We start from the raw sequence: 14,017 nt of genomic DNA, 5'->3' as shown, positions 1-14,017 counted from the left end.
GAACGAATGAATATAGAAATTTGGCAAATCATCGTATTATCACTGTTAGGATTTTATGTCATCATCGAAAATTTAGGGATCAATGTGATTGCTAACCAAGCACTGATCGTAGGTACCATTACAGGTTTAGTAATGGGGGATCTGACCACTGGATTGGCAGTAGGTGCGACATTGCAATTAATGGGATTGGGTATTCAAGCTTATGGAGGAGCAAGTGTCCCAGATTATATGACCGCTTCGATCGTGGGGACTGTTTTTGCGATTACGAGTGGAAGAGGTGTGGAATTTGGTATCGGATTAGCTGTTCCAGTAGCATTGTTGATGATCCAGTTAGATATTTTTGCTCGATTTTGCAATGTGTTCTTTCAAAAGAGAATCGATAAAAATATTCGTTTAGCTGATACTAAAAAAATAAGAATTTATCACTTGTTGGGAGCAATGAGTTGGGGATTATCACGAGGAGTACCTATTTTTATCGTCTTTAGTTTTGGTGACCGAGTGATTCAAATTGTTTCAGATGTAATTCCAGAATGGTTGACTGGCGGGTTGGCAGTTGCAGGAGGCATGTTACCAGCAGTTGGTATCGCCATTTTATTAAGATTTTTACCAGTTAAAAATTTCATTACGTACTTGATGATTGGGTTTTTGGCAGTTGCTTACTTAAAGATGCCTATGTTTGGCGTGGCTTTATTAGGATTGGCTTTAGCCATTTTACAATTTAAGAATTTGATTGGAAAGCAAAACAATCTGACACAAGTGGCTCAAGCTGATGCAAATGGAAAAGGAGGATTAAGTGCTGATGAGTACGAAGATTAATCAAAAAGACCTAGATAAAGTAAGTATCAATTGGTTGTATGGTAGCCAATTGTCTTGGAACTACGAGCGAATGATGGGTGGGGGCTATTTGTACTCCATGTTACCGATCATCGAAAAACTCTACGGCGACGATGAAGAAACCAAGATTGCCATGATGAACATGCAAAGTCAATTTTTTAATACAACACCACATATGGGCGGTTTTATTTTGGGAATCGATATCGCTACTGAAGAAGCTGAAGGCAAACAATCAAAAGATACGGTGTCTAGTTTGAAAACTGGATTAATGGGTTCATTTGCTGGTGTCGGGGATACGATTTTTGGAGTATTGTTCCCAACTGTTTTTGGTTCAGTGGCTTCCTATTTAGCTCTACAAGGAAACGCGATCGGAGTTGCTGTTTGGGTATTAGTAAATCTGGCGATTTTAGTCTTTCGATTTTTCTCTGTAAGAATAGGTTATACTCAAGGCGTGAAATTAGTGACTAGTATGTCCGGACATTTGAATGCGTTGACCAATGCTGCCACTTTATTAGGGGTCACGGTGATTGGTGCCATGATTCCATCGGTGATCAATGCCCAAATTACTTGGACCTTTAAAACGGGAGATGTCGAACTTAACCTTCAAGAAACACTAGATCAGATCATGCCGATGATGATTCCAGCCCTTTTAGTGGGTGTCATTTATTGGTTGTTAGGCAAAAAATACTTTAATTCAACAAGAGCGATTTTAGCGATCATGGTGTTATCGATTTTATTAAGAGTATTCGGAATCATGTGATTTTCTAACTAAATGAGGAATAATCATAAAAAGGAGAGAGCCTTATGACACTCGCATTTTTTGAAGAATGTAAAAAATTAACTGAAACATTAGAGAAGTATGAAACAGAAAATATAACGAAAGCAGCCCAAATCGTAGCCGATGGAATTATGAACGGTGGGATTACGCAGGCTTTTGGTAGCGGACATTCCCATGCAGCAGCGCTAGAAATCAGTGGGCGTGCAGGTGGATTGATACCGTCAAAACTGATTTTAGATCCTGCGGGGGGCATGTACGAACAACATGCTGGTGTCGGACGAACGCTCATGCACAAAGTATCCATCCATCCCAATGATGTCTTTTTCCTGATTTCTAATTCTGGGAGAAACCCCATGGCAATTGAAATGGCTGAGGAAATCAAAAAGCGTGGAAATAAATTGATCGTGGTCACGGCATTGGCTGCCTCTAAAGCATCCACTTCACGACATGAAAGTGGAAAGTTATTGTATGAATTTGCGGATGTTGTTTTAGATAACCACTCTGTTTATGGTGATGCGGTATTACCTGTTGATGGATTAGAGACCAAAGTATGCGGGACTTCGACATATGCGGCTACATTGTTACTCCAACAAACGATGTTAGAAGCCATTGAGCGAATGGTTGCTCAAGGTTTTGAACCGCCAGTTTATTTAAGTGCGAATATCGATGGGGGACACGAACGAAATCTAAAAATCGAAGACCAGTATGCAGAGAGAATTTTCCATATTTAGTTTCATGAACATATCAAATGATTGACTGAGAAAAAGCACATAAAAAAGAACGTTTAAGGTGGGGACAACCCAACGCTTAAACGTTCTTTTCCTATTTAGTCATCTAAACCAATCAAATAATCGTCATCTTGCATTGCTTCCACATGCCCTAAGAGGTAGCCATTTCCCACTTGTGAGAAGAAATCATGGTTGCTGGTACCGGTAGAGATACCGTTCATCACGATTGGATTGACATCATTCGCTGTATCTGGAAAAAGTGGATCCATTCCCAGGTTCATCAATGCTTTATTGGCATTGTAGCGCAAGAATGTTTTTACTTCTTCCGTCCAACCGATTGGATCATACAGTTCCTCGGTATAACGTTCTTCATTTTCGTACAATTCATATAATAAATTATACATCCAGTCTTTTAGCTGTTCTTGTGCTTCTTCTGATAGTTCATTGTAACCTAATTGGAATTTGTAGCCAATGTAAGTCCCATGAACAGATTCATCTCGAATAATCAATTTGATGATTTCTGCTACATTCGCTAACTTATTATTTCCTAAATAATAAAGAGGAGTATAAAAGCCGGAATAAAATAAGAATGTTTCTAAGAACACACTAGCGATTTTCTTTTCTAAAGCTGTGCCATTTTTGTAGATTTCATTGATACGTTCCGCTTTTTTTTGTAAATAAGGATTTGTATTCGTCCATTCAAAGATTTCTTCGATTTCTTTTTTTGTATTCAATGTACTAAAAATGGAAGAATAACTTTTTGCATGGACCGATTCCATAAATTGGATATTGTTCAATACAGCCTCTTCATGCGGCGTACGGACATCCTTACGCAGCTGATCCATTCCGCTTTCTGATTGGACAGTATCGAGTAAAGTCAGTCCACCGAAGACATGGCCAACCGTATCTTTTTCTAACTGTGACAGTGTCCGCCAGTCATCTAAATCATTAGACAAAGGAATACGGGTATCTAACCAAAATTGTTCAGTTAGTTTCTCCCACGTAGATTTATCAATGATATCTTCAATTTCATTCCAGTTTATTGCTTCATAGTAAGTTTCTGACATGAGAAATGCTCCTTTATTTAAATTACCTGTCTGTTCATTTTTTGCTTACTTGTTTTAGATGACACAACTTTCACATTGATTGCTGCCGATTTCTTCTGCATCATCAGTAAATGTCCGAACGTAATAAATTGATTTGATTCCTTTATGGAAAGCGTAGTGACGTAAGATATTCAAATCACGTGTTGTTTGTTTAGTCGTTGTTTTCCATTCATATAGACCTTCTGGGATTTCAGAACGCATAAATAGGGTTAAACTCATTCCTTGATCTACATGTTGTTGAGCAGTTGCGTAAATGTCAATGACTTTTCGCATGTCCATGTCATAAGCTGAAGTATAGTAAGGAATTGTTTCATTTGACAGATAAGGCGCTGGGTAATAGATTTTCCCGATTTTCTTTTCTTGACGCTCTTCGATCATGCGTGTAATCGGATGAATACTTGCACTAGTGTCATTGATATAAGAAATCGAACCATTCGGTGCTACAGCTAGACGATTTTGATGGTATAAACCATCGGTCATGATCGCTTGTTTTAAGTTTTCCCAATCTTCAGCAGTTGGAATAAAGATTCCTTCAAATAAAGCTTTTACTTTATCAGATTTTGGTTGGAATTCTCCAGTAACATATTTATCAAAATAGCTTCCATCTGCATAAGCAGATTTTTCAAAGTTATGGAAGACTTGTTTTCTTTCACGAGCAATCGTATTACTTTCAACTAATGTCCAGTAATTTAAAAGCATAAAGTAAATATTTGTGAAATCTAAGGATTCTTCAGAGCCATACGCCATTTGTTCCTTCGCAAAGAAAGTGTGCAAGCCCATTGCTCCTAGTCCGATCGTATGATTCAATTTGTTTCCATTTTGGATTGGAGGGACAACATCGATATCGGAAGCATCTGTGATGTAAGTCAATGCCCGTGTCATCGTACGCACAGACTGACCAAAATCAGGGCTGTCCATCAAGTTAACGATGTTAGTCGAACCGAGATTACATGAGATGTCCGTTCCTAATACTTCATATTCTTGTTTTCCATTGATAACAGAAGGTGTTTGAACTTGTAGGATTTCCGAACACAAGTTACTCATGATGATCTTTCCGTCAACTGGATTTTCACGATTCGCTGTATCAATATTGATGATATAAGGATAACCGGATTCTTGTTGTAATTTCGAAATTTCATTTTCAAGTTCACGTGCTTTGATTTTTTGTTTCCGAATATTAGGATTCGCTACTAAATGATCATACTCAGCAGTGATGTCGACATAAGAAAATGGCACGCCATATTCTTTTTCCACACTATAAGGACTGAAAAGATACATTTCTTCATTTTTACGAGCTAACTCGTAAAATTTATCAGGAACGATTACACCAAGTGAAAGTGTCTTTACTCGGATCTTTTCATCTGCATTTTCTTTCTTGGCAGAAAGAAAAGCAATGATATCTGGGTGGAAGACGTTCAAATAAACGACACCAGCACCTTGACGTTGACCTAATTGGTTTGAATAGCTAAAACTATCTTCAAATAATTTCATAACAGGGACAACACCACTTGCTGCTCCTTCATAACCTTTGATCGGTGCACCCGCTTCACGTAGGTTTGAAAGAGTGATCCCAACACCACCACCGATACGTGATAGTTGTAAAGCAGAGTTGATCGAACGACCGATAGAGTTCATATCATCAGTTACTTGTGTCAAGAAACAAGAAACGAGTTCCCCACGACGTTTCCGACCGGCGTTCAAGAAAGAGGGGGTAGCAGGTTGGTAACGTTGGTGGATCATTTCATCTGCTAAAGACAGCGCCAATTGTTCATCACCATTAGCAAAATAAAGTGCGTTGAAAGCTACTCGATCTTCATAAGATTCAAGATAAGCAGTCCCGTCATTCGTTTTTAACGCATATTGTGAATAAAATTTGTAGGCAGCCATAAATGATTTAAAGGTAAAGTGTTGTTCTGCTAAAAATTGATAAAGTGATTCAATAAATTCAGCAGAGTACAGTTGGATAAATTCTGACTCTAAATAGTCGTTTTCAATCAAATAATTGATTTTATCCATTGCTGTTGCAAACGTCATCGTGTTTGGTTTGACATTTTCTTCAAAAAAAGCGGTTAGCGCTTCTTTATCTTTATTTAGCGGGATCTGACCATTTACTGGTCGATTGATTTCATTGTTTAATTTAAAGTAACTAACATCTTTTAACTGCTTAAGACTCATAAGTACGCCCAACCTTCATTCCATATTTTGATAGTGAATATTGTTTCGTGCTGTAAAAAAGGATTTGGGGAGTTTACGGCAAAAACAAGTGCCTCAATTCCATCAAATCCAATTCTACGTTCTTTTCCATTTCGATTGACTGGTGACTAACTAGCAAGTTTGCGAAGTTGATCTGGTCGAAACCCGATCACCGTTTGTGCATCTGACGTAATGACAGGAACACTTTGGAATCCTTGAGCTTTTAACCATTCAATTGCATCTGGTTGTTCGTCGATATTAACTTCTTCAAAATCGATTTGGTTGTCAGTTAAAAAGCGTTTGACCATCTTGCATTGCATACAATTATTTTTAGAAAATATTTTGACATTCATGTGTATTGCCTCCTCCACAGCTCTTGTTTATCTATAATGAATAGTATAAAACTATTAGTAAAAAAGTCAAACAACAAACACTACATCTTGTGTTGTGGAAACTGTGGAATACTATGTTTTGTGGTTTTTGAAAAACAGCTGAAAACAAGTAACAGGGGAAAAAATACTTGTTTTAGTACAGTGAAGGTTGTGGAAAAATCCCCGAAAAGATTTTTTTATCTCCTTATTAAGTGGTTAAATGAAAGTTCGCTCATAAAATCACAACGTTCGTTGACTTTATCAAGTAACGAGAGTATTCTTATTGAGAATGATTCTCAATGTATGTTGATAAATGAAGTAAATAATAGGGAAAATAAATAGAAAGAACTATCATGATGTTTTTCACAAGAAGGAGATGAAAATCGATTTATGAATTTGAATGCTACTTTATCTTTAGATGCCACTGTCCCTTTAGAAGAAGCGAAGCTAAATCTTGTTTACCAAATTGAAAAATTGCAAACGAGTGAAGCAGTCAAAAAACATTTGCAAAATCTCGGTATAATCGTTGGAAGTAAACTCGTTGTTATCAATCGATCAGGAAGTAATGGAATCGTCCTGCTAAAAAATAATCGGATCGCGATCGATCGAGAGTTGTTTAAACAAATTTTAGTGAAAAAGAACGAACTTTCTAAGGATAACTGGACTTCATTAGATCAACTGACTGTTGGAGAACGAGGAATCGTTGTAGGGATACATGGAAAAGGCGCTGTTAAACGGCGTTTGATGGATATGGGTGTAACGAAAAATGTTCCTTTGACCGTAAGAAAATTAGCACCACTAGGAGATCCGTTAGAAATTACCTTGCGAGGGTATGAGTTAACGCTTCGTAAAGAAGAAGCAATGTTGATCCTTGTGCAAAAAGAGGTGTAAAAAATGAAGGTAGCTTTAGTTGGTAACCCTAATAGTGGAAAGAGTAGTTTATTCAATGCCTTAACTGGTGCTAAACAATACGTAGGGAATTGGCCAGGGGTAACGGTGGAAAAAAAAGAAGGAAAAATGAAGAAAAATCCGATAATCAAGATTCAAGATTTACCTGGAATCTATTCCCTGTCACCTTATACACCTGAAGAAGTAATTGCGAGAGATTATCTGACCAACGAATGTCCTGATCTGATCATCAATATTGTCGATGCCACAAATTTAGAAAGAAATCTTTATCTGACTGCACAATTATTAGATCTAGGCATCCCCATCATTATCGGACTGAATATGATGGATATCATTAAAAAAAATGGCAAAAAAATCAATGTCGAAAAATTAAGTTATGGTTTAGGCATACCTGTGGTTCCTATCAGTGTATTGAAAAAAGAAGGGTTGGATAAACTCACGAAGAAAATCATTGATGCCTCCAAGCAGCCAAAAGAACAGAAGGTATCCTTACTAACTAATTATGACGATCGACTAGAGGCTGCAATCCATGAAATCGAAGAGATATTAGGAAAAGATCAGCCTTTTCAACGCTGGTCTGCCATCAAATATTTTGAGCGTGATCCACAGTTATGGGAAAAACAAACAATAACGACAAAACAAGAAAAAGAAATTGAGCAGCTGATTCGTCTGACAGAGAGACTATTTGATGAAGATAGCGAAACAATAGTTATTAATGAACGATATGAATGGCTAACGCAACTTACTGCACTTTGTGTCGTGTCTACGGATTCATTTCGCTTGTCCATCAGTGATAAAATCGATCGAATCGTTACTAATCGCTGGTTCGCTTTACCAATTTTTGCTTTTGTCATGTGGCTGATCTATTATTTAGCGATTCAAACAATCGGAACAATGGGAACCGATTGGATCAATGACACGTTATTTGGCAGCTGGTTGCCACAACACGTCGAACAGGTACTGGTCAACTGGCAAGTGGCACAGTGGATGCAACAATTGATCCTCAATGGAATCATAGCAGGGGTAGGCGCAGTGTTGGGCTTTCTACCTCAGCTGATCGTCTTGTTCTTGTGTTTAAGTTTCTTGGAAGATTGTGGCTACATGTCACGGATCGCTTTTGTGATGGATCGTTTATTTCGGAAATTTGGTTTGTCAGGGAAGTCGTTTATTCCTATGTTGATTGCTACAGGTTGTGGTGTTCCAGGAGTGATGGCTAGCCGAACCATTGAAAATGAGCAAGATCGTCGCTTGACGATCATGGTCACAACGTTTATGCCATGTTCTGCTAAATTACCAATCATTGCTTTGATTGCAGGAGCGTTTTTCCCCCATACTTCTTGGGTAGCCCCCTCTGCTTATTTTCTAGGTATGTCTTCCATCGTTTTATCAGGGATCATGTTGAAGAAGACGAAGTTATTTGCTGGCGATACCGCACCATTTATTATGGAACTACCAGCGTATCATTTTCCACAAGGAACAACGATTTTACGCCAAACCTATGACCGCAGTAAATCATTCGTCAAAAAAGCAGGAACGATCATCTTTGTTTCAAGTATTTTGATTTGGTTTACTTCTTCGTATAACTTTTTTGGTCAACCTGTTACGGAAGATCAAAGTATTCTAGCAAGTGTTGGACGGATTGTGGCTCCTCTTTTCCAACCACTAGGATGGGGGAATTGGCAAGGAACAGTAGCTACGATCACTGGATTAGTGGCCAAAGAAAATGTCATTGGGACTTTTGGTATTTTGTTTGGGCACAAAGAAGTAGCGGAAAATGGTCGAGAGATTTGGCAAGCATTACAAGGTACGTATACTTCCGCTGCTGCTTATTCCTTATTGTCCTTCAATCTGCTTTGTGCTCCCTGTTTTGCAGCAATCGGTGCGATCCATCGTGAAATGAATTCAAGGAAATGGACACTGATCGCAGTTGGCTATCAATGTGGGTTTGCTTACTTGGTAAGCTTCATGATTTATCAGTTCGCTCATTTATTAGAAGGCGGCTCTATCGTATTTTCGACTTATTTAGCAGGTATGGTACTGATTGGATTAGGTTACGCTTTATTGAAAAAACAGCAGAAGAAACAAGAAATTTTGACGTTATCATTAGAAGGTGGAAATTAAATGGCGACTTTTTTATTAAGTGTATTGATCTTTGGCAGTGCTGGTTATATTGTATTTTCACGTATCAAATCAGGAAAAACGTGTGATGACTGTAAAAGTGCTTGCCCAGTAAAGAAAGTCTAACGGATGTGAGATGATAAAAACAACGAGTGATGATCGAAAAACAGTTCATCGTTCGTTGTTTTTTTTGTGGTTGATCCTGCTTCTTTTGATTTTTCTTCAAGGAAAAGACTTAAAACCTTTTTAAGATTTTTTGCTTATTTTGATTTCCCATAGTAAGATGTAACTGAAAAAGAGAAGGAAGAGGAGAATAAATGGCAGGAAAGAAAAAAATTGTTCGTCCAAGATACCAACAAATCGCAGTTGATCTGGCTGAACGAATCGTGGAAAACCGTTATCAGGTGGGTGAGAAGATCCATGCGAGATCCACTTTAGCAAGTACATATAATGCTTCTCCTGAAACTACAAGAAAAGCAATCAATGTGCTAGTTGATCTAGGGATCATGGAGGTTCGCCATGGCAGTGGGGCATTCGTTGCCTCAAAAGAGAAAGCCAAAGATTTTTTATTGCAATACCAAGATGTTCAATCGATCCAAGAAACAAAAGCCGAAATTATGGCAAGTGTAGAAAAGCAACAAGAAGAATTGGATCATTTTTCACAATTATTAGATCAATTAGTCAGTCAAACGAAACGGATACATAAGATGAATCCTTTATTGCCATTTGAATTAACGTTGACGAAAGAAGCGACCCATCTTGACCGCTCCATCAGCGAGTTGAATATTTGGCAAGCAACAGGAGCGACAGTGATTGCGATTTCCCATAAAGAAGAGTTGCTCGTTTCACCTGGACCGTATGCCAAATTCACAGCGGGTGACACTGTACATTTCATTGGAAACGAATTTACCTTACAAAGAATGACTAATTTCTTCTATCCAGAAAACTAGTCCTTTAATTATTTTTTATCATCAAATTTTAATCTTGAATAAGCCTAACCGCTAGGGCTTTATTCAAGTTTTTTTATTTTGGAAGCAAACAAAAAAGTCTCCTTTTTGACAAAGTGACTACACGATGTTAGTATAGTGTGGTCACTTTTTTTCAGAAAGTAAAATGAATTTACATAAACATAAAAAAGGAGAAATTTGTTTGGTAAAGGTAGAAGTAAAAAATTTAACAAAAATATTTGGTAAAAAGACACAAGTAGCTTTAGAAATGATGAAGAATCATCAACCGAAGACAGATATATTGAAAAAAACCGGCGCAACGGTCGGTGTGTACGATGCTAGCTTTGATGTTCAAGAAGGCGAAATATTCGTTATCATGGGTCTTTCCGGTAGTGGGAAATCAACCTTGATTCGATTATTGAATCGTTTGATCGAACCAACAGCAGGAAACATCTATATCGATGGAGAAGACATCTCAAAATTGAGTAAAGAAGAACTTCGTGAAGTTCGTCGTCACAAGATCAATATGGTTTTCCAAAACTTTGGGTTATTTCCACATCGTACGATCTTAGAAAATACGGAATATGGTTTAGAAGTTCGAGGAGTTCCGAAAGAAGAACGCCAACAAAAAGCAGAACAAGCACTTGAAAACTCAAGTTTGCTTTCATTTAAAGATCAATATCCAAATCAATTATCTGGTGGGATGCAACAACGTGTAGGGCTAGCTCGAGCATTAGCCAACGATCCAGAGATTTTATTGATGGATGAAGCTTTTTCTGCTCTTGATCCGTTGATTCGCCGTGAAATGCAAGATGAACTACTCGAATTACAATCAAATGTCCAAAAAACAATCATTTTCATCACCCATGATCTAAACGAAGCGTTGCGAATCGGTGACCGTATTGCATTGATGAAAGATGGTGAAATCATGCAAATCGGCACAGGGGAAGAAATCTTAACGAATCCTGCTAACGATTATGTTCGAGAATTTGTGGAGGAAGTGGATCGCTCCAAAGTCTTAACAGCTCAAAATATCATGGTTCCAGCGTTGACCACCAATATTGAATCAGATGGTCCAAATGTGGCATTGACTCGAATGCGCAACGAAGAAGTAAGTATGTTGATGGCAGTCGATAGAAAACGAAACTTAAAAGGAATCATTACAGCTGATCAAGCGCTAGAAGCCAGACGCCAAAAACGGCCGTTGATTGACTTCTTAGATGAAAATGTCACTGTCATTGGGAAAGACATGATTGTCAGTGATATCTTCAATATTATTTATGATTCACCTACGCCACTAGCAGTCGTTGACAACGGTAAACTTAAAGGGGTTGTCATTCGAGGAAGTGTGATTGAAGCATTAGCAGAATCAGGTGAGGTGAATGAACATGAATAATTTATTAAACTATCAATTACCCGTAGCAGATTGGGTTGAGAAATTGACAGAATGGTTTACGACTACGTTTGCAGGACTATTTGCTTTTCTACAAACGATCGGGCAAGCAGTGATGTCTGGGATCACTAATTTATTATTAGTTATTCCAGCACCAGTGTTCATCCTTTTATTAACAGTCGTTGCATTCTTTATCTCTAAGAAACATCCAGGACTGACCTTGTTTACGTTGATCGGTCTATGGTTTATTTACAATCAAGGGTTATGGTCTGATTTGATGAATACTGTGACACTTGTCTTATTGTCTAGTATGATCTCCATCATTATTGGTGTACCGTTAGGAATCTTAATGGCAAAAAGCAGCAAAGCGCAAAGTATCATCAAACCGATCCTTGACTTTATGCAAACTATGCCAGGATTTGTTTACTTGATCCCAGCAGTTGCATTCTTTGGGATCGGGATGGTTCCAGGGGTATTCGCTTCGGTTATTTTTGCGTTACCACCAACTGTTCGTTTCACAAATCTAGGTATTCGCCAAGTACCAAAAGAATTGGTGGAAGCATCTGATTCATTTGGTAGTACCAGTTGGCAAAAACTGTTCAAGTTAGAATTACCATTGGCTAAAAATACGATCATGGCGGGGATCAACCAAACCACCATGTTGTCACTTTCAATGGTCGTGATTGCTTCAATGATCGGAGCGCCAGGATTAGGTCGTGGCGTCTTGTCAGCATTACAACGTGCGCAAGTCGGAAATGGATTTGTTAACGGGGTAGCTTTAGTTATCTTGGCGATCATCATTGACCGTTTTACGCAACATTTGAATCAACCAAATAATAAAAAAGCGACAGGTGCGAACAAACAAAAAAGTAAAAAACGCCAAGGAATCATTATTGGAGCTGTAGTGGTTGTGATTTTAGGTGCCATTGGCTTAGGTAGTTTAGCTAATAACAAAGAAACGAAAAAAATCAATCTTTCATATGTAGAATGGGATACTGAAGTAGCTTCAACGAATGTAGTTGCTGAAGTACTTAAAGGAATGGGCTATGATGTGTCGATCACACCATTAGATAATTCCATCATGTGGGAATCTGTTTCTAAGGGAGAATCAGATGGGATGGTATCTGCGTGGTTACCAAAAACCCATGGTTCTCAATATGCACAGTACAAAGACCAAATAAATGATCTAGGTGCTAATTTAACTGGTGCTAAAGTTGGCTTAGCTGTTCCAAGCTATATGGATGTCAACTCGATTGAAGAATTAACCAATCAAGCAGGTAAGAAAATTACAGGTATTGAACCTGGTGCAGGAGTCGTAAACGCTGCTGAAAATACAATCAAGCAGTATGACAATTTAAAAGATTGGACCGTAGAAACTTCTTCTTCAGGTGCGATGACAGTGGCATTAGGTCAAGCCATCAAAAAGAAAGAACCAATCGTTATTACAGGTTGGACCCCACATTGGATGTTTGCTAAATATGACTTGAAGTATCTTGAAGATCCTAAAAAAGCTATGGGAAGTGCTGAAGAAATCCATACGATCGTCCGCAAAGGATTAAAAGAAGACCAACCAGAAGCATATAAGGTCTTAGATAATTTCCACTGGTCAGAAAAAGATATGGAAAAAGTCATGTTAGAAATCAATAACGGAAAAGATCCACAACAAGCAGCACAAGACTGGATCAAAGAAAATCAAAAAACAGTCGATAGCTGGAAAGAATAATGTTTAGGTAACTGATCACGAAAAGTTCGATCAAACTCTAGTAAATCAAATGAAGCGTTCTGAAAATAGTCTTTACTATTTTTGGAACGCTTCATTTTTTGTACCAATATATTAGAAGTTTTTGTGCAAGACAGCTAGTATTGAGGTGTTCGTTCAATTTTTTGTAAATATTTGAATAATGTTATGATGCTTCAACACTTCAAAACAAACCGAAGTATCTGAGAAGCATTTTGCTCATTGTATTTTTCAGTACATGTTTGTTTTTGGTTATATATGGTTTTCGTCTACATTTCGTCGACTTAACTCAGGCATCTTCGCTGTCAGCTGACTCCTTGCAAAATCTAAATCATTAAGCCAGTCTTTAATCTGTTCTTTTGCTAGGATTAAGGGCATGCGATCATGAACGGGAAGCACTGATTGACTTGGTTGAGTGGTCAAAATGATTGATTCGGTTTCAAATCCAGCTTCATTTTTATGGATCCGATAAAAACCACCGACATAAAGGACGGACGTTTGACTGTCAGTGAACATTACTTTGTGTTTATCAGAATCCCATTCATAAAAACCCGACATTGGAAAAACACAACGAGTCTCTTTGAAAGGGTGAGAGAATGTCTTTTTTTCTTCGACAGTTTCTGCTCGAGCGTTGATCATTAGCTGTCCTTTTTTAAAACCGGTAAAGCCCCAACGAGTGATACCTGGCACAACAGCGGATTCTTGATTAAGACCTAACGTTACTACATGGTTCGATGGAAAAATTTCATTTTTTCCGATGTGGATTTGCCGACTTTCTGCCTGTGGCTTTACTTGTTCATAATATTTTTTCAGCTCATCGGATGCTAAATCAAAAAAATAACGTCCACACATAATTTTTTCCTCCAATCACTAGTTGATAAAACGATCCAATAGTTAGTTAA

Annotated in this window: 13 protein-coding genes; 9 read left to right on the top strand and 4 right to left on the bottom strand. The window is 38.0% G+C overall.

The window, feature by feature from the left end:
* Positions 1-6 precede the first annotated feature (6 nt).
* The 3 genes from AB5M32_RS11945 to AB5M32_RS11935 are packed head-to-tail and all read left to right on the top strand — an operon-like array spanning position 7 to position 2,343.
* Complete coding sequence (locus tag AB5M32_RS11945; protein ID WP_010720071.1) at positions 7-816, top strand: PTS sugar transporter subunit IIC; 810 nt, start codon at positions 7-9, stop codon at positions 814-816.
* Entirely contained in the window at positions 800-1,594 is a 795-nt protein-coding gene (locus AB5M32_RS11940) for a PTS system mannose/fructose/sorbose family transporter subunit IID (RefSeq protein ID WP_010720070.1), read from the top strand. The genes AB5M32_RS11945 and AB5M32_RS11940 overlap by 17 nt, the downstream gene beginning before the upstream one ends.
* A 44-nt stretch (positions 1,595-1,638) precedes the next feature.
* A complete protein-coding gene (locus AB5M32_RS11935) occupies positions 1,639-2,343 on the top strand; it encodes an SIS domain-containing protein (RefSeq protein ID WP_010720069.1) in 705 nt (234 codons plus the stop codon).
* 95 nt (positions 2,344-2,438) lie between these two features.
* On the opposite strand, the gene nrdF is transcribed toward AB5M32_RS11935, so the two are convergent.
* From nrdF to nrdH, 3 genes are all read right to left on the bottom strand, one after another.
* On the bottom strand, positions 2,439-3,407 hold the full coding sequence (gene nrdF, locus AB5M32_RS11930; protein WP_010738448.1) for a class 1b ribonucleoside-diphosphate reductase subunit beta: 969 nt from the start codon (positions 3,405-3,407) through the stop codon (positions 2,439-2,441).
* A 54-nt stretch (positions 3,408-3,461) separates the two neighbouring features.
* A complete protein-coding gene (gene nrdE / locus AB5M32_RS11925) occupies positions 3,462-5,621 on the bottom strand; it encodes a class 1b ribonucleoside-diphosphate reductase subunit alpha (protein WP_010720067.1) in 2,160 nt (719 codons plus the stop codon).
* 146 nt (positions 5,622-5,767) lie between these two features.
* Complete coding sequence (gene nrdH / locus AB5M32_RS11920) at positions 5,768-5,992, bottom strand: glutaredoxin-like protein NrdH (protein ID WP_010738447.1); 225 nt, start codon at positions 5,990-5,992, stop codon at positions 5,768-5,770.
* 408 nt (positions 5,993-6,400) lie between these two features.
* On the opposite strand from nrdH, the gene AB5M32_RS11915 reads away from it, so the two are divergent.
* The 6 genes from AB5M32_RS11915 to AB5M32_RS11890 all read left to right on the top strand — a co-directional run bounded on the left by AB5M32_RS11915 (position 6,401) and on the right by AB5M32_RS11890 (position 13,100).
* Entirely contained in the window at positions 6,401-6,901 is a 501-nt protein-coding gene (locus AB5M32_RS11915; protein ID WP_010720065.1) for a ferrous iron transport protein A, read from the top strand.
* A 3-nt stretch (positions 6,902-6,904) separates the two neighbouring features.
* Positions 6,905-9,040: a ferrous iron transport protein B gene (gene feoB, locus AB5M32_RS11910; protein ID WP_053765767.1), complete on the top strand. Its 2,136-nt coding sequence runs from the start codon at positions 6,905-6,907 to the stop codon at positions 9,038-9,040.
* Complete coding sequence (locus AB5M32_RS11905) at positions 9,041-9,163, top strand: FeoB-associated Cys-rich membrane protein (protein WP_178306183.1); 123 nt, start codon at positions 9,041-9,043, stop codon at positions 9,161-9,163.
* Between the two features lie 191 nt (positions 9,164-9,354).
* Positions 9,355-9,987: a GntR family transcriptional regulator gene (locus tag AB5M32_RS11900; protein WP_010720062.1), complete on the top strand. Its 633-nt coding sequence runs from the start codon at positions 9,355-9,357 to the stop codon at positions 9,985-9,987.
* 199 nt (positions 9,988-10,186) lie between these two features.
* On the top strand, positions 10,187-11,380 hold the full coding sequence (locus AB5M32_RS11895) for a glycine betaine/L-proline ABC transporter ATP-binding protein (protein WP_010720061.1): 1,194 nt from the start codon (positions 10,187-10,189) through the stop codon (positions 11,378-11,380).
* Positions 11,373-13,100, top strand: a complete 1,728-nt coding sequence (locus AB5M32_RS11890) for an ABC transporter permease/substrate binding protein (protein WP_368024480.1) — start codon at positions 11,373-11,375, stop codon at positions 13,098-13,100. Before AB5M32_RS11895 ends, AB5M32_RS11890 begins: the two co-directional genes overlap by 8 nt.
* A 267-nt stretch (positions 13,101-13,367) precedes the next feature.
* Here the strand turns inward: AB5M32_RS11890 and AB5M32_RS11885 are convergent, their stop codons facing one another.
* Entirely contained in the window at positions 13,368-13,967 is a 600-nt protein-coding gene (locus AB5M32_RS11885) for an SOS response-associated peptidase (RefSeq protein WP_368024479.1), read from the bottom strand.
* Positions 13,968-14,017: the final 50 nt, after the last annotated feature.

Origin of the sequence: Enterococcus sp. C57 (assembly GCF_040887305.1) — a bacterium.
Classification (GTDB): domain Bacteria; phylum Bacillota; class Bacilli; order Lactobacillales; family Enterococcaceae; genus Enterococcus_B; species Enterococcus_B hirae.
Note: the sequence above shows the minus strand (reverse complement) of the source record. Positions and strands in the feature narration are given on the sequence as shown.